The sequence below is a fragment of the Geodermatophilus sp. URMC 61 genome (assembly GCF_052931555.1).
The window spans coordinates 2065218-2086715 of record NZ_JBRFHZ010000002.1; the positions used below are offsets into that span (position 1 = coordinate 2065218).

A 21498-nucleotide genomic window follows, 5' to 3' on the forward strand; every position below is an offset into this window, starting at 1 on the left:
TTGAACGGCAATGCCGTCGGGCCGGGTGACCCGCGTCACCCAGTCTGGGTGCAGCGGCCGCCCGTCCCCCTCCCTCGAACCCCGGAGACCCGCGTGGACAACCTCGACTCGCGCACCCCGTCCCGATCCGCGCTGCTCGTGCCCGTGCTGTGCTGGCTGGCCCTCACCGCCGACGGGTACGACCTGTTCGCCTACGGCGCCACCGTGCCGGGCCTGCTGGCCGCGCCCGGCTGGGGCGCGACGCCCGCGTCGGTGGGCGCCGTCGCCAGCCTCGGCCTGGTCGGCATGCTCTGCGGCTCCCTGGTCGCCGGGACGCTGACCGACCTGCTCGGCCGCCGCCGGCTCTTCGCCGCCTCGGTCGCGCTGTTCTCCCTCGCGATGCTCGGCTGCGGGCTGGCGCCCTCCTTCGCCGTCTTCGCCGCGTTCCGCTTCCTCGCCGGCCTCGGCATCGGCGGCCTGCTGCCCACGGCGATCGCGCTCACCAGCGAGTTCGCCGCCCCGCAGCACCGGTCGCGCATCCTCGGCGCGGTGCTCACCGGCCCGCCGGTCGGCGGCCTGCTCGCCTCGGCGGCGTCGGTCGCGCTGCTCGCCGAGCACGGCTTCCAGCTGGTCTACGGCCTGGGCGTCATCCCGCTGCTGCTGGTGCCCGTCGCCCTGCGCCTGCTGCCGGAGTCGCCGGCGTACCTGCGCGCCCGGGGCCGCACCGCCGAAGCCGACGAGATCGCCGCCGCCTTCGGCCTCCCCGCCCCCGCCGCCGCCTTCGGCCTCCCCGCCCCCGCCGCCGTGCCCGCGCCGGCCGGCCGCCGCTCGCCGGTGCGGACGCTGTTCGTCGACGGCATGGGCCCGGCCACCCTGGGCATCTGGGTCGTGACCATCTGCAGCCTGCTGACCCTGTTCGGGCTGAGCACCTGGCTGCCGCAGATCATGCGCACCGCCGGCTACGGGCTGAGCTCGTCGGTGGCCTTCCTGCTCGTCTACAGCGCCGGCGGCATCGTCGGCACGCTGGTCGCCGCGCACCTCGCCCAGCGCCTGGGTGCCAAGGCGTTGGTGCTCACCGGCTTCGCCGCGGCCACGATCGCCCTCGCCGTCCTGGCCGCGCAGCCGCCCACGGGCGTGGTGCTCGTGCTGGTGGCCGTGGCCGGCTTCGGCGGGCTGGGCACCCAGAACCTGCTCAACGACCACGTCGCCGGCTTCTACCCGGCGGGCGCCCGCGCCACCGGGCTGGGCTGGGCGCTCGGCGTCGGCCGGATCGGCGCCATCGTCGGGCCGACCTACGGCGCGCTCTTCGTCGGCGGCGGCAGCGCGGTGGTCGCCAGCGCGGTCGCCTTCGCCGTCCCGGCGCTGCTCGGCGCGCTGGTCATGAGCCGGCTGCCCCGCTCGCGGCCCGAGGTCCCCGTGGCCGTCCCCACGGCGTCCGTTCCCACCGGCGGTGCCGCATGAGCCGGCACGTGCCCGTCCTCGTCGTGGGCGGTGGCCCGGCCGGCCTGGCCGCCGCACTGGAGCTGGACGCCCACGGCGTCGCCAGCCTGGTGGTCGAGCCCCGCGTCACCGTGGACCCGCTGCGCCCCCGGGCCAAGACGACCAACGCCCGCACGATGACCCACCTGCGCCGCTGGGGCATCGCCGACCGGCTCCGCGCCGCGGCACCCCTGCCGGTCGAGGAGGCGCAGGACGTCGTCTTCTGCTCCACCCTGCTGGGTCAGGAGGTGCGCCGCTTCGAGCACGCCTTCCAGCTGTACGCGACTCCTCGGGAGGAGTTCCCCGAGGCCGGCCAGCAGGTGCCGCAGCCGGTCATCGAGGAGGTGCTGCGCGCCGCGGTGGAGGCCTCGGCGCACGCCCGGCTGCTGACCGGCGCTCGCGTCACCGCCCTGCGGCAGGACGACGACGGCGTGGAGGTCACGGTCGAGGACGCCGACGGGACCGTCTCGACGGTCCGCGCCGACCTGGTGCTCGGCGCCGACGGCGGCGGCAGCGTCGTCCGGACGGCGCTCGGCGCCCGGTACGAGGGGGGCTCCGGGGAGAAGCCGAACCTGAGCACCCTGTTCCGCGCCCCCGGCCTGGCCGACCGCGTGCCCTTCGCGGGCGCCGTCCACTCCTGGGTGATGGCGCCGGGCGCGGCCGGGATCGTCGGCCGGCTGGACCTGGCCGACACGTGGTGGGCGATCGTGCAGGGGGTGGACGTGCGCGCCGACGACGTCGACCCGGTCGCGCTCGTGCACGCGCTGGTCGGCGAGCCGGTCGACGTCGAGGTCCTCGCCACCGACCCGTGGGTGGCGCGGATGCTGCTCGCCGACTCCTACGGCACCGGCCGGGTGCTGCTCGTCGGGGACGCCGCCCACCTCAACCCGCCATGGGGCGGGCACGGCTTCAACACCTGCGTCGGCGACGCGGTCAACGCCGGGTGGAAGGCCGCCGCCGTCCTGCAGGGCTGGGGCGGGCCGGGGCTGCTGGCCAGCTACGAGGCCGAGCGGCGCCCGGTCGCGGCCCGGACCATCGCCGACGCCGCCGCGAACGACCGGGCCCTGGCGCACCACTTCGCCGACCCGCGGCTGGGCGAGGAGGGCCCCGAGGCCGACCTCCTCCGCAAGGAGGTGGCCTGCGCCCTCGACGTCAAGGAGAGCGAGTTCCACTCGCTGGGCCTGGTGCTGGGTTACCAGTACGCCACCTCGCCGCTGACCACCGACGACGGCAGCGACCTGCCGGCCGACGACCCGGTCCGCTACACCCCGTCGGCGCACCCCGGCTGCCTGCTGCCGCACCGCTGGCTGACCGGCGGGCGCTCGGCCTACGACCTGCTGGGCCGCGGGTTCACGCTGCTCGAGCTGGCCGACGGGGATCCCGGGCCGGTCCGGGAGGCGGCGGCGCGCCGCGGGATCCCGCTGATCGTCGTCCGGCTGGGTGACGGCGACGTGGCGCCCGGCGGCGTCCCGCTGCGCGAGACGTGGGGCGCACCGTTCCTGCTGGTCCGCCCCGACCAGCACGTGGCCTGGCGCGGGGACGACCCCGCCGCCGCGGCCGAGGCCCTGGAGCGGGCCTGCGGCTGGGGCCGAACCGACGACGAGGGAGGACGACGGGCATGAGGATCGTGGGCATCCGCCGGGACGGTGAGCCGGTCGAGGTGGCGTCGCTGTCGGACGACGGCACGCGGGTGACGGTGCTGGCCGGCCTGGCGGAGTTCTGGGCCGACGCCGCGGGGCACCTGTCGCGGGAACCGGCCGGTGAGTCGCTGCCCGCCGGCGGCGTCGAGTTCGTGCCCCCGGTGCTGCCCGGTGCCCGGGTGGTGTGCATCGGGCTGAACTACCTCAAGCACGTGGCCGAGGGCTCCTTCCGGGACCAGGAGATCCCGCCCTACCCGACGCTGTTCGCGCGCTGGACGCGGTCGCTGACCGTGGGCGGCGCCGAGGTCCCCGTCCCCGCCGACGAGGACGGCCTGGACTGGGAGGGCGAGGTCGTCGCCTACGTCGGCTCGACCCTGGTCGACGCCACCCCGGACGACGCGCTGGCCGCCGTCGTCGGCTACTCGACGTTCAACGACCTCACCGCGCGCCGGGCGCAGAAGCTGACCAGCCAGTGGATCCTCGGCAAGAACGGCGACCGCTCCGGCCCGCTCGGGCCGATCGTGCCGGCTGCCGAGGTGGGCGACCTGCGCGACGGCCTGCGCGTGCAGACCCGGGTCAACGGCGAGACGGTGCAGGACGGGCGCACCGACGAGATGGTCTACACGGTCGGCGACACGCTCTCCCTGGTCTCGCGGACGTTCACCCTGCGGCCGGGCGACCTGCTGGCGACCGGCACCCCGTCCGGGGTCGGGTATGCCCGCACGCCCCCGTGGCTGCTGCATCCCGGCGACGTCGTCGAGGTCGAGGTCGAGCGGCTCGGCGTGCTGCGCAACACCGTCGTCGGCAACGACGCCCGCCTGAAGGAGGGCTGACCGTGGCCGGCGAGTTCCGCCAGTACCTGTTCCCGCACGACCACCCGCGGCTGGCCGAGGTCCGCGGCCTGGACCCGTACACCTACGGCGAGTTCGCCAAGAAGCCGGGCACGTTCACCGGCGGGCTGGTCGAGGGCTGGACGCCGCTGTACCGGGCGCCGTTCCGCGGGGTCACCGAGGACGGCACGCTGCGCGACGGGCTGTACCCGCTCACCCCGGCCGAGCCGGGCGAGGAGGCGCCGGTCCCGGCGATGGTCGCGGCCGCGCAGGACCTGCTCGCGGCGCTGTCCCCCGAGGACCGCGAGCGGATCGCCTTCGACGTGGACGCGGTGGAGTGGCAGACCTGGGCCAACCCGGAGTTCATGCAGTTCGACACCGGCCTGCGGCTGGAGTTCCAGCCGCAGGAGGTGCGGGAGAAGGCGCTCGCGCTGGTGCGCGCGTCGCTGTCCCCCGAGGGCGCCGACCTGGTGCACGCGGCGATGCTGGTCAACGGCTTCCTCGGCGACGTCGTCGACCTGCCCGAGCTGCTCGGCGAGTGGAGCTACAACGTCGCGCTCTACGGCACGCCCCACCTGCGGGCGCCGTGGGGCTGGCAGCTCTACGGCCACCACTGCGCGGTCAACGTCCTCGTCGTCGAGGGGCGGATGGTGGTCTCGCCGGTGTTCGTGGGCGCCGAGCCCGACGAGATCGACGAGGGTCCGCACGCGGGGATCTCGGGCCTGTTCGCCGACCGGATCTCCGCCGGCCTCGCCGTGATGGCGGAGCTGACGCCGGAGCAGCGGGCACGGGCGACCGTGTACGGGCAGATGGTCGACCCGGCCATGCCGCCGGGCCGGGTGCACCCCGGCGACGAGCGGCACCTGGCCGGCGCGTTCCAGGACAACCGGGTCATCCCGGTCGAGGGGATCCGGGTCGCCGACCTCTCCGCCGAGGCGCGGGCCCGGGTGCTCGACGTCGTCGCGGCGTTCGTGCGGCTGCTGCCCGAGGGTCCCCGCGCCGCGCGGATGCGCGAGGTCGAGGCGCGCCTCGACGAGACCTGGTTCAGCTGGATCGGCGGGCACGCTCCCGGCGACGTCTTCTACTACCGGGTGCAGTCACCGGTGGTGATCTCCGAACTGGACCACCACTGCGGCGTCTTCCTCGACCACGACACCCCGAAGCCGTTCCACGTGCACACCGTGCTGCGCACCCCGCACGGCAACGACTACGGCCGGGCGTGGGTCCGGCAGTGGCAGGAACGCGCCTGACGCGACGCCGCCCTCCGCGTCGGGCCCGTCGGAGCGCCGTGACCTGGTCGGGCGTCAGCGGCCGCGGGCGCCGCCCGTGCAGCAGGGAACCATCCGAAGCAGGCGATGGTCTCCAGGGACGGACGGCTGGGACGCCGGCCTGTCCGTGACGATCACTTCCCCGGCGGCGGAACGGGTTCCTCGACGCGATCCCAACTGTGTTGACCGAAGACGATCTTGTGCGCACCGTCGTAGATGACGAGGTGTCCCGTGGCGGTGAAGCTGAACCGAGCGTCATCCCCATAGCGGATGACCTCACCGTCTGCTCGGTAGAGATCGAAGCTCATCTCGGCTGCCTGTCTCCAGCGTCGGACAAGTGTGAACGCAGGCGAGCCGCCCATCGACGAAGGTGGGCGGCTCGCCGCTGCAACATGGCGACCTCACGCCGCGGCTTGCCCTGCAGGGCCCTGAGCTCGGGCATGGCCGCTGCCTCCTCGTGGAGGAGCACCTGACGGTGCTCCTCCACGAACGCGGCCGAGTCGATGGCCCCCCTGACGGAGGCGCGCGTTGACGGGCCGTGCACTGACCGCATAGACGAAGAGTGAGGTCGAGCGGCCCTGTCCGCCATGCGAGGCGGGCTCGGACCGTCCGGGGACAGCAAGGCACCGCACGCCTCGGCCGCGGTGCACGTGCTGACGCGGTCGACGAGGTCTCATGACCGTCGCCCGCGGAGCGCGTCACCGAGAGCAGCGGCGGAGTCGCTGGTGCTCATCCGATCACTCGACGCAGTAGACGCGGCCCCATGTGATCCGGCGGCCCGCCGCGTGATGGCCACACGGCCGAGACGGCATACCCGGCAACGCGGCACCGCGGTCGCCGCTCGCCGGAAGCGCCATGCGCCAGGGCCGTGCCTGGCCCACGCCGTGGCCGTGGACGCGCGCTACGGCGTGTGCGGCAGGACGACGCCGAAGGAGTGGACGAAACGGCGTTCGGGGGCGCCTGGGGGACTGATGCGAGCCAGCAGGTCGTGCACGCGGCTCCGCCGAGCGAGGTCGCGGAGCTGGCCCGCGGTCACGCGGCACGCGGCCGTGCAGTCGAACTCGACCGGTTGTTCCTCGATCCAGCCCACTGCGGCGGTTCGTCCGCACCCCGGACAGACCTCCCAGGTGATTCGATCACTCACGGTTCCACCACTCTCGCGACGGGCGTCGCGGACGCTGTGCCAGGACCCAACTGCCCTCGACCCGAGCCGGAGACCCCGTCGGGTCCGGCTTGCCCACCGACATCCGGGCGCGACTCGAGTCAGACGACCGTGACCCAGGGTACGACTCCGCCGACTGTGTGTCATGTGGCTCGGTCGAGGATCTCGTCATCGCAGGGCTCGCCGAGGTGCTCACACCACCTCCGCCGTCCTCTCCTCGGCCCTCGCGTCGCGGGGACGGGCGCGCCGCTCCCTCCCACCGGGGCCGCTTCCGGGCGAGGATGGCGGCGACCCACCGCACGCGCCGGCGAGCGCCCGGACGAGGACCGGACGAGATCATGGAAGCGCAGCACACAGCCGTCGAACCGCTCACGCGGAACCGCGCCGAGGCGCTGCTCGAGGGAGCCGATGCCTTCACACGCAGGTTCGGCTACGGGGTGGCCGACGGCTACCTGGAGTTCCCGGAGGCCCTCCCCGCGACCGTCCAGGCGCTTCGGGACGGCGTGGACCCCGACTGGTTCAGCTATCTGATCATCGACCCCACGACGACCACGGTCATCGGCCTCGGCGGCTTCAAGGGGCCACCGACCGACGGATCCGTCGAGATCGGCTACAGCATTGCTCCGGCCCACCGCGGACGCGGTCACGCCACCGAGGCCGCCCGCCGCTTGCTCGGCATCGCCACCGCCCGTGGAGTGGGGCTCGTGTGCGCCCACACCCTCGCCGAGGAGAACCCCTCGACAGCGGTCCTCCGGCGACTGGGTTTCCGACGCACCGCCGAGCTCGACGACCCGGAAGCCGGCGCCGTCTGGCGGTGGGAGCTGACGACGGACACCGGGCACCCGTAGCGCCGCGGAGCGGCGGGTCCGGAACTGCAGGAGCCGCCGCTCGAGCCCGGCGGACGGGTCTCCACGGGGACGCGTCCGAGGAATCTCACGGGACCCGCCGCCCGCTGGTGGAGGTGCTGGTCCGGTGGTTGCGCGTCACCGCTGCCGCGGCGGCGCCACCACCAGCGCGACGCCGAGAGCGGTCACCCCGATGCCCACGAGCGACAGCCCGCTGAGCCGCTCACCGAAGAGCAGGTACGCCTCGACGGCGGTGGCCACCGGTACGAGGTAGTAGAGGCTGGAGACGCCGGCGGCCGTGCCCCGGCGCAGCAACAGGAGCAGCAGCAGGACCGCGCCGATCGACAGGACCAGCACCAGCCAGACGAACGCGGCGACGAACTCACCGGTCCACCGGATCGACATGTCCTCGGTCGCCACCGCGACCACCACCAGCACGGCCGCGGCCGCCGCGTACTGCACCGCCGTCCCCCAGACCAGCGGGATGCGGTCGCCGTGCCGCTTCTGGTAGACGGTGCCCAGCGTCCCCGACACCAGTGCCACCAGGCACGCGACGAGACCGGCCACCGGGAGCGGCTCGGCCGACCCGGCGTCGGCGATGCCCGGGCCGACGACCAGCGCGACGCCCCCGACGCCGAGCGCCAGCCCGAGCCACTGGCGCGCCGTGGGCCGCTCGCCGAGCACCCGTGCGGCGAGGACGGCGGTGAGCACGGGTTGCAGGCTCACGATCACCGCCGACACCCCCGCGGGCACACCCAGCGAGATGCCGTAGAAGACGCCGCCCAGATACCCGCCGTGCAGCAGCAACCCGGCGATCGAGGCGCGGCCGTACTGCGGGCGGGCGGCCATGCCGGCCGAGCGCAGCGCGACGGCGAGGACGCCGAGCAGGGCCGCGGCGACGCCCAGGCGCAGGCTCAGGAAGGTGAAGGGCTCGGCGTAGGGCAACCCGTACTTGGCACCGACGAAACCGGTGCTCCACAGCAGGACGAAAGCCGCCGGTCCCCCCAGCGTCTGGACCCGCGAGGTCGTCCCAGTCATCGGCCCAGTCTGCCGACGCCGAGCTGATCACCGTCGCCGTGCCCCGACACCGGGTCGCCACTCCCGCGCGGTGTCCGTGTGGACCGCTCCGAGGACGGCTCCTGGCACAGCACAGCCGAGCCGGGCGGCTACGTGCGTACCGGCGAGCGGTTCGTCCGCCCTTTCATCGCCGAGCGCCGCATCCCCTGCGTCGAGCACGGCACGTACGTCCGGGAGCAACGCACGGCGCTGGTGCTGCAACGGCAGTCGTCACTGCAAGGGCACGTGGGAGATGCGCTGACCCAGGGATTCCGATCACGTCCCCGACGAGCGTCGTCGCAGTGTCGGAGAGCTTCAGGGCGGGAGTACACCGGGAGTCCGCTGTTCGTGGCGGCGTCCTCCGTGGCGCCCCGAGTGAGTGAGCCAGCCGGCGCGGGCCGGCATCGGCGTGGGGCCGCCGTCGGGCGGAGTCGCAGGGTCGACGCCGACCCCGAGCAGGGTGCGGGTGACCGACTGGGTGGAGTCGAGCAGGTCATCGAGCGCGCGGGTCAGATGCCGGCCGGTGACAGCGGTGGACCCGCTGCCGTCGCGCAGCGCCTCGAGCACGGCCCGGCGCAGCAGCTCCTTCAGGAAGGACGCGGTGACGCCGTCGCTGCGCTCGATCACCGCCTCGACGTCGGCGTCGGAGACCTGCAGCGGGACGCGGCGGCCGTAGAGCTCGAGCAGCCGCCGACGGGCCTCGGCGTCGGGGAGGTCGATCTCGACGGCGACGTCGACCCGGCCAGGGCGGGCGGCCAGCGCGGGTTCGAGCAGGTCGGCCCTGTTGGTGGTCAGGACGAACAGCAGGTCGGCGTCGGCCGCGGCGCCGTCCATCGCGTCCAGCAGGTCGAACAGCACCGGGCTGCCGCCGGGTCCGAACGAGCGGTCGGCGGCGACGAGGTCGACGTCCTCGAGGACGATCACGGCGGGCTGGAGCTCTCGAGCCAGCTCGGTCACCGCCCCGACCACTCCCAGCGACCGGCCGGTGAGCACCAGCCGGGTGTACTCGGTCATCCGGCCGAGCAGGTAGCCCGCGGTGTGCGTCTTGCCGGTTCCCGGTGGACCGAAGAGCAGCAGGCCACGCTCGAGGTGCTGACCGGCCGAGACGAGCGCGGCCCGGTGCTCGGCGACCCCCAGGGCGTGCCGCTCGATCCGGTCCAGCACCGGCTCGGGCAGGACGACGTCGTCTCGGCCGGTGGTCGGCACGCCGAGGAAGCCCAGGCTGACCCCGCCCATCGGGGTCTGCGTCACCTCCAGCAGTTGCCCTCGGTAGACGTTCAGCCGGCGGCTCAACCGCTCGAGCCCGCCGAGCACCGCCTGCGCCTGCCGCACCGGGAGCCCGGCGAGCTCGACGGTCAGCACGGGCTCGTGGTGCTCCGCGGGTCCCTGCACCATCAGCACGTACCGACCCCTGGAGTCGGTGACCAGCAGCAGCGCCAGCCGCAGACACGCCAGCGTCGAGTTCGGCCCATCGGGGAGGTCCACCACGCCGGGCGCCGACAGCCGCAGCGGCGGCAGCGCCTCGCCGCTGACCAGTTGCTGCAGCGCGATCCCGCCGAAGTGCGGGGGTAGTGCGATGCCGCGGACCTCGACCCGCCGCCCCTCCTCGGCCGACCACGCGTCGAGCGCGGTCTGCAGGTTGACGTGCTCGAACGGCGGCAGCTGCCGGGTCACCACCGAGTGCGCCGCGCCGGCCTCCCCGAGCACCTCCTTGACCAGGGCGGCCACCTCGTTGCGGTCCCCGCCCTCGGGTGCGTGCACCCACGCCAGCAGGGACCGGACCGCCGCCGCGAAGGCCCGCGCCTCGGCCTCCGAGGCCCCGCCCTCCGACATGCGACCACCCACCTCGCCTGGGAACCGCCCTGGTTGGAGCCGCAGCCTAGAGGTGGACCGACCGAGGTCGCTCGCCGATCAGGACGACCACGGATGTCGCCGTGCAGACCGGATGCCGGCCCAGGACCGTCGGACGACGTCCGCCTCGGGGGCGGCGCGTGGGGCGGCGACGGCCACCAGCGGTGAGTTCCTGACCCGGTCGGGGCCGTGTGCACGCGCCGGACGGGAGGGCCGATCCGCGGCGACCGCAGCACTCCGGGCGGCCTGCGGGGCACCCGCGAGGACCATGAGGCGGTCAACGTCAGTCGCCCGTTCACGGTGACGTGTCCAGGGCGTGGCCGACCCGGGAGGCTCCGTGACCGGTGGTTCCGAGCGACGTGTGGCGATCGCTTGTCAGGGCGGTGGCAGCCACACCGCGTTCACAGCGGGTGTGCTCGGCCGACTGCTGACCGCCGACGAGTTCGACGAGTACGAGCTGGTGGGCCTGAGCGGGACCTCCGGCGGGGCGGTGTGCGCGGCGCTGGCGTGGTCGGCTCTGCTCGACGGCGACCCGGCGGACAGCAAGGCGCGGCTGGACGGGTTCTGGGCCGACAACGCCGCGTCGGGTCCTGTGGAGATGGCGATCAATGCGTGGGTGCTGTGGGCCGCCACGCTGCAGAGCGTCGGTCTGCTGCCCGCCGTCAGTCCCTACGACGTCCCGGTCACCGGGCTCGAACACTTCCGCACGCTGCTCCGGCGATGGGTGGACTTCGACCGGATCCAGGTCGATGGCCTGGCCAGGCACCCGATCCTGCTCATCGGCGCCGTGGACGTGCTGTCCGGCGAGTTCCGGGCATTCAACAGCCGCCGCGAGCGGATCACCGCCGGCATGGTCCTCGCCTCGGCGGCGATCCCCACCGCGTTCCGCACCGTGCGCACCGCCGGTGGCAGCTTCTGGGACGGTCTGTTCTCGCAGAACCCACCCGTCCGCGAGCTGCTCGATGCGCGGCCGGACGAGCTGTGGGTCGTCCAGATCAACCCGACGACCCGGTCCAGCGAGCCGCGCAGTGTGCTGGCCATCGCCGATCGGCGCAACGAGCTGGCGGGGAACCTGTCGCTCTACCAGGAGCTGCACGTCATCGAGAAGATCGACCAGCTGCTCGACGAGGGCCTCCTGACGGGCGACCGCTACAAGCAGGTCACCGTGCGCGTCGTCCAGCTCCCGCGGCTCCGCTCGTCACGGTGGTTCGGCCCCGCGTCGAAGGTCAACCGCGACCGCCGCTTCCTCCGCCGCCTCATCCGCGAGGGTGGACGCCAGGCCGACACGTTCCTCACCGCGCTGGCCTTCGAACGGGCGTGGCACCGGGGCGACGCCGACGAGCTGGTGCACCACCTGGCCGACGACGCGGAGCTGACGTTCACCGAGCCGTTCCGCGAGCGCGGCCCGGTGCGGGGGCGGCAGCTCCACGAGGTCATGCGCACCCTGTCCGAGGACGTCCGCATCGACGTCACGCGCAAGCAGGTGACCGGGAGCCGGACCGCCTGGACCGTGCGTACCGGCAGCGGGGACACGGCCTCGCGCGCATGCGCCGAGGCCGAGTTCCGCGACAACCGGATCGTCCGCCTGCGGCTCGGCTCGGCACCCCCCACCTGACAGCGACCGACACCCCAGCACCCCCGCCGGCCCTTCCCCGCGCACGGTGCCGCGGCTCAGCGCCAGCGGTACTCGAGCTCCGGGCGGCCCGCGCCCCCGTAGCGCGGTGCCCGGTCGACCAGCCCGGTGTCGGCGAGGTACTCGAGGTAGCGGCGGGCGGTGATGCGCGAGGCGCCGATGAGCTCGGCGGTCTCCGCCGCCGACAGCCCCTCACCGGCGGCGCGCACCGCGGCGACCACGGCGTCGAGCGTCTCCCGACCCATCCCCTTGGGCAGCGGCGCCGGCCGGCTGGGGCGCACGGCGCCGAGCACGCGGTCGACCTCCTCCTGCCCGGCGGCGTCCCCGCCGGCGCGCAGCCGCTCGCGGTACTCGGCGTACGCGGCCAGCCGGTCGCGCAGCGCCGGGTAGGTGAACGGCTTGAGCAGGTAGCCGACCACACCGTGGGCGGCCGCGGCGCGCACCGTGGCCAGCTCCCGCGCCGAGGTGACGGCGAGGACGTCGACCTGCGCGCCGGCGCCACGGATCCGCCGGCACAGGTCGATGCCGTGGCCGTCGGGCAGGTTCATGTCCAGCAGCACCAGGTCGACCGGCTGGCGGGCCAGCGCGTCCAGGGCCGCGGCCCCGGTGCCGGCGACCGCCGCGGTGGTGAAGCCCGGTGTCCGGTCGACGTAGGCGCGGTGTGCCTCGGCGGCGACCGGCTCGTCCTCGACGACGAGGACGCGGATCACCGGGACACCGCCGGGACCCCGACCGGCAGGGTGACGGTGAAGAGCGCACCGGGGCCGGGCCGCACGGTGAGCGTGCCGCCGTGCCGGGCGACGGCCTGCGCGGCCAGCGCCAGGCCCAGCCCGCGACCGAGCCCCGAGGGCGCGGCGGTCGTCTCCTTGGTGCTCCAGCCGCGCTCGAACAACCGCGGCAGGTCCTCCTCGCGGACCCCGGGACCGGAGTCCTCGACCCGGATCTCCAGCCGCCCGTCGTCGACCTCGGCGGCGAACTGCACCTCCCGCGGCGGGTCGCCGGCCAGCGCGGCGTCGATCGCGTTGTCCAGCAGGTTGCCGACGATCGTCACCAGGTCGCCGCCGGGGATGCCGGTCTCCCCCACCGCCGTCGCCGGGTCGACCTCGAGCAGCACCCCGCGCTCGTGCGCGGTCGCCGCCTTGCCCAGCAGCAGCGCCGCCAGCACCGGGTCGCCGACGGCGTCGACCAGCCGGTCGGTGAGCTGCTGCGCCGAGGCGAGCTGGGCGGTCGCGAAGTCGATCGCCTCCTGGGTGCGGCCGAGCTCCACCAGCGACACGGTGGTGTGCAGCCGGTTGGCCGCCTCGTGCGCCTGGGCGCGCAGTGACTCGGCGAAGGCCCGGACGCTGTCCAGCTCACCGGTCAGCGCCTGCAGCTCGGTGTGGTCGCGCAGGGTGACCACGGTGCCGGCCGAGCGACCGTCCGGCCGCGGCGGGGCCTGGTTGACCACCAGCACCCGGGTGCCGGTCACGTGCACCTCGTCGACGGCGGTGCGCTGCTGGCCCAGCGCCGCGGTCAGCTCCGGGGGCAGGCCGAGCTCGTCGACGTGCCGGCCGGTGGGGTCGTCGGTCAGCCCGAGGAGCCGCCGTGCCTCGTCGTTGACCAGCTGCACCCGCTGCTCGTCGTCGACCAGGAGCAGGCCCTCACGGACGGCGTGCAGCACGGCGTGGTGGTAGTCGACCATCCGCGCCAGCTGTGCCGGGGACAGCCCGTGGGTCTGCCGCCGCAGCCGCCGGGACAGCGCCGCGCTGCCCAGCGCGCCGACGGCCAGCGTCACGACCGCCGTCCCGACGATGCCGGGGACGGCGGCCGCGAGGTCCTCCCCGATCGCCTCGACGGTGACCCCGGCCGACACCACGGCCACCACGTCGCCGTCGTCGTCGAACACCGGGCCGGTCGCGCGCACCGACGGGCCCAGCGTGCCGGTGTAGGTCTCGGTGAAGGTCTCCCCCGCCAGGGCCGGGCCGATCGTGCCGATGAACGGCTTGCCGATCTGCGCCGGGTCGGGGTGGGTGAACCGGGTGCGGTCGGGCGCCAGGACGGTGATGAACGACGTCCCGGTGTCGGCCCGGACCTCCTCGACGTAGGGCTGCAGGACCCCCGTCGGGTCCGGTCCGGTCACCGCCGAGCGGACCAGCGGCGAGTCCGCGAGACTGGCGACGATCGCCGTGGTCTCCTCCTCGGCCGCCTGGCGCACCGCCTGGCGCGCCTCGAGGTAGGCGACGGCGGTCATGGTCAGGACGACGACCACCACGACCAGCGCCTGCAGGAGGAGCAGGCGCCGGGCCAGACTCGCGTCGCCCCGGCGGCGGTGCGAGAGGAAGGCGGGGACGCGCACGCCGCGAGTGTCCCGCGTGCGGGCCCCGCGCCGCGGCCGGCGTGTACGCAATGAACGAATGCGTGACGGCGGTCACTGGCTACCCGCACCGTTTGTGCACTGGCCCTCATCGCGGGCCGACCCCATCCCCCGGACCCCCAGGAGCAGTCATGGCCTCAGACACCGTGGCCGACGCGCCGCCGCCCGCGAAGCGGCGGGACCGCACGCACTGGCTCTACCTCGCCGTCATCGGCGCCGTGCTCGCCGGCATCGCGGTCGGCTTCGCCTTCCCCGAGTTCGCCGTCTCCCTCAAGTGGCTGGGCACGGCGTTCGTCGCCCTGATCAAGATGCTGATCGCGCCGGTCATCTTCTGCACCATCGTGCTCGGCATCGGCGCCATCCGGCAGGCGGCCAAGGTCGGCCGGATCGGCGGCCTGGCGCTGGGCTACTTCCTGCTGATGTCGACCGTCGCCCTGGCGATCGGGCTGGTCGTGGGCAACATCCTGCACCCCGGCGACGGGCTGCAGCTCTCCGAGGAGCTGCGCGGCCAGGGCGCCCAGCTGGCCGAGACCGCCCACGAGAGCGGCGGGACGACGGACTTCATCCTCGGCATCATCCCGACCACGCTGATCTCGGCGCTGACCGAGGGATCCGTGCTGCAGGCCCTGCTGATCGCGCTGCTGACCGGCTTCGCCATCCAGGCCATGGGCCGGGCCGGCGAGCCGATCCTGCGCGGCATCGGGCACTTCCAGCGGCTGGTCTTCCGCATCCTCTCGATGATCATGTGGGTGGCCCCGATCGGTGCCTTCGGCGCCATCGCCGCCGTCGTCGGCGAGACCGGGATCGACGCGCTGAAGAGCCTCGCGATCATCATGCTGGGCTTCTACGCGACCTGCGCCGTCTTCGTGTTCGTCGTCCTCGGCCTGATCCTGCGACTGCTGGCCGGGGTCAACGTGTTCTCGCTGCTCAAGTACCTGGGCCGCGAGTTCCTGCTGATCGTCTCCACCTCGTCGTCGGAGACCGCCCTGCCTCGGCTGATCGCCAAGCTGGAGCACGCCGGTGTGAGCCAGCCGGTCGCCGGCATCGTCGTCCCGACGGGGTACTCGTTCAACCTCGACGGCACCGCCATCTACCTGACGATGGCCTCGCTGTTCATCGCCGAGGCGCTGGGCGACCCGCTGTCGATCGGTGAGCAGATCGGGCTGCTGGTGTTCATGATCATCGCCTCGAAGGGCGCCGCCGGTGTGACCGGCGCGGGCCTGGCCACGCTGGCCGGCGGGCTCTCCGCGCACCGTCCGGACCTGCTGGACGGCGTCGGCCTCATCGTCGGCATCGACCGGTTCATGTCCGAGGCGCGGGCGGTGACCAACTTCGCGGGCAACGCGGTCGCCACCGTCCTGATCGCCAGCTGGACCAAGGAGCTCGACCGCGAGCAGCTGTCGGCCGTGCTGTCGGGTCGTGACCCGTTCGACGAGGCCACCATGCTCGACGAGCACGACGACTACCTGGCCTCCCACGGCGAGGAGCTCCCGGCCTCCGGGAGCAACGCCGGGCCGGGGCAGCGGGACGCGGGCGAGGCGCAGGCCAAGCTGGCGGAGTCCTCGGTGCGCTGACCGGTAGCCGACCGACCCGGGGGTGCCCGGCCCGCTCGCGGGCCGGGCACCCCCTTCTCGTCGTACCGGCCGCCCGGTGGGGGCGCGATCCGGGGAGTCGGCGTACCGAAACGGTGAGGAACGAATGGCTCACGGCGAGTGAGTCGGCTGCCACGGCCGTGAGCGACCGGCCGCCGCACGGGAGGTCCGGAGGACGGGTCGTTGTCCTCCCCCGCCGGCGGGTGTAGCAAAGCCCGGTCCCCTCCGGCCCGGACGCGGGACCACGTCGCAGCCACGGGGCAGGCGGCCGCAGGAGGCCTCCATGAGGGTCCCCACCCGGCCACCTCGCCCCTCCACCACCGTCCAGGACCACGGCGCAGGAGGGCTCGCGGCTGCCCACGCGCGCACGGCCGGGTGGTCGGGCATCGCCTTCACGCTGCTGCTGGTCACGGCGGTGCTGCTGCTCAGCCGCGTTCCGGGCCTGGCCGCCTCCGACGCGGAGTTCACGGACTTCTACGCCGGCGGCGGCGACGAGATGGTGGCGGTGGGGCTCTACCTGGTGCCGTTCGCCGGCATCGCGGCCCTCTGGCACATGATCGCCACGCGCACCCTCTTGCAGGTACGGCGTCCGGGGTCCTGGGCGGACGCCACCCACTGGCTGCACCTGGCCGCCTGCGTGCTCTTCGTCGCCCTGCTGTTCGCCGGAGCCGCCGCCTCCGGCGCGGCGGCACTGGTGGTCCAGCTCTCCGACGACCCGCCCCTGACCCCCGACGTCACCCGCGGGCTGACGGCGGCGGGCTACACGCTCGTGTTCGTGTACGCGGTGCGGGCCGCCGGGATGTACATGCTCACCACCACCGGCCTCGCCCGGGCCGCCGGCGTGGTGCCACGACCGGCCGCCCTGATCAGTTACGCGCTCGCCGCCGTCCTCCTGGCGAGCACCACCTTCCACCCCGCCATCCTGCTGGTGTTCCCGGCCTGGGTGCTGCTCATGAGCGTCCTGCTGTTGGTGCGCCGGCCGGCAGGAGCTCCGTCATGACCGCGACCGCCGCCCTCGACGAGATCCCCGGCCCCCGCGGGGTGCCGGTTCTGGGCAACGTCCTCGACATCGACACCGCCAGTCCCTTCGAGAGCTTCATGCGGATGGCGGACGAATACGGGCCGCTGTACCGGCTGAGCGTCCCGGGGGGCACGCGGCTGATGGTGTCGGGACCGGACCTGGTGGCCGAGGTCTGCGACGACGCGCGCTTCGACAAGGTGGTCGGTGGAGGGCTGGGCAACCTGAAGAAGGACGCCCTCGAGAACGGGTTGTTCACCTCCGACACCGACGACCCGCTGTGGCACCGGGCGCACGAGATCCTCATGAGCCCGTTCAGCCTGCAGGCGATGCGCGACTACCTGCCGGAGATGCTCGACATCGCCGAGCAGCTGGTGGAGAAGTGGTCGCGGCTCAACCCCGGCGAGGAGGCCGACATCCCGGCCGACATGACCCGGCTGACCCTCGACACCATCGCGCTCTGCGGCTTCGGCTACCGGTTCAACTCCTTCTACCGGGAGACCCCCCACCCGTTCGTCGACGCCATGATCCGCACGCTGGCCGAGTCGCAGGCCCGCGCGCGGCAGCTGCCGGTCCAGACCCGGCTGAAGGTCCGCGCCCAGCGGCAGATGGAGGAGGACCAGGCGTTCATGGACGACCTGGTCGACCGGCTCGTCGCCGAGCGCCGGGCGCAGGGGGACGCCGCGGACACCACCGACCTGCTCGGCCGGATGCTCACCGGGGTCGACCGGAACGGTGAACGACTGCCCGACGAGAACATCCGCGCGCAGTGCATCACCTTCCTCGTCGCCGGGCACGAGACGACCTCGGGACTGCTGTCGTTCGCGCTCCACTACCTGGTCAAGAACCCGTCGTTCCTGCAGCGAACCCGGGCCGAGGTCGACGAGGTGCTGGGCCGCACGGCCCAGCCGGCGTTCGAGCAGGTGCAGCGGCTGCGCTACGTCCGCCAGGTGCTCGACGAGTCCCTGCGGCTCTGGCCGACCGCGCCCGGCTTCACCCGGGCGCCGTTCGAGGACACCGTGATCGGCGGCCGCTACGCCATCCCCGCGCACACGCCGATCACCGTGCTGCTGCCCTCGCTGCACCGCAGCACCTCGGTGTGGGGACCCGACGCCGCGGAGTTCGACCCCGATCACGTGGCACCCGAGCGGCTGGCCGCCCTCCCGCCGCACGCCTACAAGCCCTTCGGCACCGGGCAGCGGGCCTGCATCGGCCGCCAGTTCGCGCTGCAGGAGGCCACCCTCGTGCTGGGCATGCTGCTGCAGCGGTTCGACTTCGTCGACGCCCGCGACTACCGGTTGCACGTCAAGACGACGCTCACCGTCAAGCCCGACGACTTCCACCTGCAGGTGCTGCCGCGGGAGGACGTCCCGCTCGGCATCCCGGTCCAGCGCAGCGGACCGGACCCCGTGGTCCGGACCGCCACCCCGCAGGCCGCACCCGTGCCCACGGTCGCGCGGCACGGCACGAAGCTGACGGTGCTGTTCGGCTCCAACCTCGGCACCGCGGAGTCGATCGCCACGCGGCTGGCCCAGGAGGGGACCGAACGCGGCTTCGACGTGACTCTCGGGCCCCTCGACGACCACGTCGAGGACCTGCCCGCCGGCGGCGCCCTCCTCGTGGTCTGCTCGTCCTACAACGGGACGCCGCCGGACAACGCCGCCGCGTTCTGCCGCTGGATCAGCTCCGCCCCGGCCGACGCGGCCGCGGGCGTGACGTACAGCGTCTTCGGCTGCGGCAACACCGAGTGGGCCGGCACCTACCAGGCCGTGCCCACCCTGCTCGACCGGGAGCTGGAAGCCCATGGCGGGGAGCGGGTCCACGCCCGCGGCGAGGGCAACGCGGCCGGCGACTTCGACGCGGCGTACCGCGACTGGCACGGCGACCTGTGGCAGACCCTCGCCACCGCGCTGGACCTGCCGGCGGAGGTCGCCGCCACGGCCCCCGCCGGGCCCCGGCTGTCGATCACGCTCACCAACCGCCAGGTGACCAACCCGGTCATCGTGTCGTACCGGGCACGACCGGCCCGGGTCCGGGAGAACCGGGAGCTGCTCGGCGCGGGCGAGCACGGGACGCCGCGCCGGTCGACCCGACACCTGGAGATCGCCCTCCCGGCGGACACGGCCTACCGCGCCGGTGACCACCTCGGGGTGCTCCCGCGCAACAGCATCGAGCAGATCCGCCGCGTCATGGCGCACTTCGGGCTGGACGCCGGGCAGTACGTCACGATCATCCCGAACAGCGGCGCCCACACCCACCTGCCGATCGACGAGCCGACGCCGCTGCTGGGCGTGCTCGGGACCTGCGTCGAGCTCCAGGACGTCGCCACCCGCGACGACGTGGCGCTCCTCGCACGGCACACCGACGACCCGGACCAGCGGTCCGCCCTCGAGGCGGTGGCCGGGGACGACGAGCAGTACCGGCAGCAGGTGCTCGGGCCCAACCGGTCGGTGCTCGACCTGCTCGAGCAGTTCCCCGCCTGCCGGCTGCCCTTCGAGGAGTTCCTGGACGTGCTGCCGCCGCTGCGGCCCCGGTACTACTCGATCTCCTCCTCGCCGCTGGCCAGCCCGGACGTCTGCAGCATCACCGTGGGCGTGCTCCGCGGCCCGGCCCGCTCCGGCGCGGGCACGTTCACCGGCGTGGCCTCCGGGCACCTCGCCGAGCTACCCGAGGACGGGACGGCGTTCGTGTTCGTCCGCGAGCCGACCATCCCCTTCCGGCCACCGGAGGACCCGCACGTGCCGATGGTCATGATCGGGGCCGGGACCGGGGTGGCGCCCTTCCGTGGCTTCCTCCAGGAGCGCGCGGCGCAGCGTGCCCAGGGCGTGCCCGTGGCCCGCTCACTGCTGGTCTTCGGCTGCCGCGAGCCAGGGGCGGACCTGCTCTACGCCGAGGAGCTGCGCGGGTTCGAGGAGCAGGGACTGGTGCGCGTGGAGAACGCCTTCTCCCGCGAGGACGGCCGTCCCTGCCGCTACGTGCAGGACGCGTTGCTGGACTGCGCCGACGAGGTGTGGGACCTCCTGCAGCAGGGCGCCGTCGTCCTGGTCTGCGGCAACGCCGCCACCATCGCCCCCGCCGTACGCGCGTCCCTGGCGCGGGTCTTCCGGGAGCGGACGTCGGCCGGTGAGGCGGACGCGCAGGCCTGGCTGGCCGGGCTGCGCTCGGGCGACCGGTTCCTCGAGGACATCTGGGGCGGCTGACACCGCCGGAGGGCACCCCGGGGCCGGGACGCACCCGGTCGGCGTCCGTGCGGGGCAGGGCGGTCAGCGGCGTCGGTGCGCGTGCGCGTCCCCGCGCCGCTCGACGCCCGCGTCCTGCCCCCGGCTGTGCCGCAGGTCGACGACGGCGAGGACGAGGGCCGCGGCGATCCCGGCGAGGGCGACCCCCAACCCGGCCGCCGCGGCCACCGGGTAGTCCTCGCCCGTCGCTCCGAGGACGACGTAGAACAGGCCCGGCAGCGCCGCCGTCCCGATGACCGCACCGAAGCGCTGCGCGGTCTGCAGTCCGCCGCCGGCCGCACCGGCCATCCGGACGGGCACCTCGCGCAGCGTCATCGTGATGTTCGGCGAGATGACGCAGCCGCCGCCCAGGCCGCCGGCCAGCAGCGCGGGCGCCACCGCCCAGGGGACGGCGCCGGCGGGTGCGAACAGCAGGACGAGGGCGGTCGCGGTGAGCCCGGCCATCACCCCGACCAGGCCGAGGACGGTGAGCAGCCGGCCGAAGCGCTCGACCAGCCGCCCGGCCACCACCGCGGCCACCGCCGAGCCGAGCGCGAACGGCGTCACCGCCAGCCCGGACTGCAGCGGGGTCAGCCCCAGGCCGGTCTGGAAGAACAGCGCGAAGACCAGCCAGATGCCGCTGAAGCCGACGAAGTAGACGGTCCCGAGCGCCGCCCCCAGCCCGTACCCGGGCGTCTGCGTCACCAGCCGCGGGTCGAACACCGGCTCCCCGCCGCGGCGCACCACCCGACGCTCCCAGGCGAGGAAGGCGGCCATCAGCAGCGCACCGACCGGGAACAGCCACCACAGCCGGGAGAGCCCGCCGGCCTCGGCCTGCACCAGCGGCAGCAGCAGGGCCAGTGCCCCGGCGCCGAGCAGGAGCACCCCGCCGCCGTCGATGGAGCTGCTCCGGGCCGCGCCGCCTCGCGGGAGCAGCCGCCAGGCCAGCGCGAACGCCACCACGCCGATGGGGACGTTGACGTAGAAGATCCACCGCCAGTCGGCCACCGCCAGCAGCAGCCCGCCGACGATCGGCCCCACCGCGGTCGACACCCCGACGACGGCGCCGAACAGGCCGAACGCCCGGCCCCGCTCGCCGCCGCGGAACAGCTGCTGGATCAGCCCGGAGTTCTGCGGGGCCAGGACCCCGGCCGCCAGCCCCTGCGCCAGCCGGGCCGCGATGAGCAGGCCCACGCTCGCTGCCGCGCCGGCCGCCGCGCTGCACAGCACGAAGCCGGCCAGCCCGACGAGGAACATCCGCCGCCGGCCGAGGGCGTCGCCCAGCCGGCCGGCCGGGACGAGCATCAGCGCGAAGGTCAGCGCGTAGCCGGAGACCACCCACTGCACCGCCGCGGGCGAGGCCCCCAGCTCGCGCTGCAACGTGGGCAGCGCCACCGACACAATGCTGACGTCGAGCAGGCTCATGAAGCCCGCGACGAGGGTGACCGACAGCGCCCGCCAGCGGCGCGGGTCCGGCCGGTACTCCTCCGCGTCGCCGCCGCGGTCCCGCGCGGTCCGGTCGAGGTCGGGCCGGGCCGTCACGGGCACCTCCGGGGAGTCGAGGTGGCGGCGCC

General features: G+C 74.3%; 15 protein-coding genes. 9 read left to right on the plus strand and 6 right to left on the minus strand.

Annotated features, from left to right (window positions below):
• Nucleotides 1–93: 93 nt before the first annotated feature.
• Genes ACU610_RS09520 through ACU610_RS09535 form a run of 4 tightly spaced genes read left to right on the plus strand, consistent with a single transcriptional unit; the run spans nt 94 to nt 5178 of the window.
• A complete protein-coding gene (locus ACU610_RS09520) occupies nt 94–1440 on the plus strand; it encodes an MFS transporter (protein ID WP_446767461.1) in 1347 nt (448 codons plus the stop codon).
• The gene (locus ACU610_RS09525; RefSeq protein WP_446767462.1) at nt 1437–3080 is read left to right on the plus strand and encodes an FAD-dependent monooxygenase; all 1644 of its coding nucleotides are present in this window, start codon (nt 1437–1439) and stop codon (nt 3078–3080) included. Before ACU610_RS09520 ends, ACU610_RS09525 begins: the two co-directional genes overlap by 4 nt.
• A complete protein-coding gene (locus ACU610_RS09530) occupies nt 3077–3931 on the plus strand; it encodes a fumarylacetoacetate hydrolase family protein (protein WP_446767463.1) in 855 nt (284 codons plus the stop codon). The genes ACU610_RS09525 and ACU610_RS09530 overlap by 4 nt, the downstream gene beginning before the upstream one ends.
• Before the next feature lie 2 nt (nt 3932–3933).
• Nucleotides 3934–5178: a DUF3500 domain-containing protein gene (locus tag ACU610_RS09535; RefSeq protein ID WP_446767464.1), complete on the plus strand. Its 1245-nt coding sequence runs from the start codon at nt 3934–3936 to the stop codon at nt 5176–5178.
• A gap of 152 nt (nt 5179–5330) precedes the next feature.
• Here ACU610_RS09535 and ACU610_RS09540 read toward each other — a convergent pair whose 3' ends face one another.
• A complete protein-coding gene (locus ACU610_RS09540; RefSeq protein WP_446767465.1) occupies nt 5331–5504 on the minus strand; it encodes a hypothetical protein in 174 nt (57 codons plus the stop codon).
• A 1192-nt stretch (nt 5505–6696) separates the two neighbouring features.
• Here ACU610_RS09540 and ACU610_RS09545 point away from each other — a divergent pair.
• A complete protein-coding gene (locus tag ACU610_RS09545) occupies nt 6697–7206 on the plus strand; it encodes a GNAT family N-acetyltransferase (RefSeq protein WP_446767466.1) in 510 nt (169 codons plus the stop codon).
• 135 nt (nt 7207–7341) lie between these two features.
• Here the strand turns inward: ACU610_RS09545 and ACU610_RS09550 are convergent, their stop codons facing one another.
• Complete coding sequence (locus ACU610_RS09550; protein WP_446767467.1) at nt 7342–8241, minus strand: DMT family transporter; 900 nt, start codon at nt 8239–8241, stop codon at nt 7342–7344.
• Nucleotides 8242–8574: 333 nt separating this feature from the next.
• Nucleotides 8575–10092: an AAA family ATPase gene (locus tag ACU610_RS09555; RefSeq protein ID WP_446767468.1), complete on the minus strand. Its 1518-nt coding sequence runs from the start codon at nt 10090–10092 to the stop codon at nt 8575–8577.
• Nucleotides 10093–10471: 379 nt separating this feature from the next.
• Here ACU610_RS09555 and ACU610_RS09560 point away from each other — a divergent pair, with 379 nt between their 5' ends.
• Nucleotides 10472–11725, plus strand: a complete 1254-nt coding sequence (locus ACU610_RS09560) for a patatin-like phospholipase family protein (protein WP_446770713.1) — start codon at nt 10472–10474, stop codon at nt 11723–11725.
• A 56-nt stretch (nt 11726–11781) separates the two neighbouring features.
• On the opposite strand, the gene ACU610_RS09565 is transcribed toward ACU610_RS09560, so the two are convergent.
• Entirely contained in the window at nt 11782–12453 is a 672-nt protein-coding gene (locus ACU610_RS09565; RefSeq protein WP_446767469.1) for a response regulator, read from the minus strand.
• Nucleotides 12450–14078, minus strand: coding sequence for a sensor histidine kinase (locus ACU610_RS09570; RefSeq protein ID WP_446767470.1), 1629 nt, complete (start codon nt 14076–14078; stop codon nt 12450–12452). The genes ACU610_RS09565 and ACU610_RS09570 overlap by 4 nt, the downstream gene beginning before the upstream one ends.
• Nucleotides 14079–14227: 149 nt before the next feature.
• On the opposite strand from ACU610_RS09570, the gene ACU610_RS09575 reads away from it, so the two are divergent.
• From ACU610_RS09575 to ACU610_RS09585, 3 genes are all read left to right on the plus strand, one after another.
• Nucleotides 14228–15670, plus strand: coding sequence for a cation:dicarboxylate symporter family transporter (locus ACU610_RS09575; protein ID WP_446767471.1), 1443 nt, complete (start codon nt 14228–14230; stop codon nt 15668–15670).
• A gap of 301 nt (nt 15671–15971) precedes the next feature.
• Entirely contained in the window at nt 15972–16688 is a 717-nt protein-coding gene (locus tag ACU610_RS09580; protein WP_446767472.1) for a hypothetical protein, read from the plus strand.
• The gene (locus tag ACU610_RS09585) at nt 16685–19906 is read left to right on the plus strand and encodes a bifunctional cytochrome P450/NADPH--P450 reductase (RefSeq protein WP_446767473.1); all 3222 of its coding nucleotides are present in this window, start codon (nt 16685–16687) and stop codon (nt 19904–19906) included. The genes ACU610_RS09580 and ACU610_RS09585 overlap by 4 nt, the downstream gene beginning before the upstream one ends.
• A 63-nt stretch (nt 19907–19969) precedes the next feature.
• On the opposite strand, the gene ACU610_RS09590 is transcribed toward ACU610_RS09585, so the two are convergent.
• Nucleotides 19970–21466 (minus strand): MFS transporter, encoded by a 1497-nt coding sequence (locus ACU610_RS09590; protein ID WP_446767474.1) that lies wholly within the window; start codon nt 21464–21466, stop codon nt 19970–19972.
• Between the last annotated feature and the right edge of the window lie 32 nt (nt 21467–21498).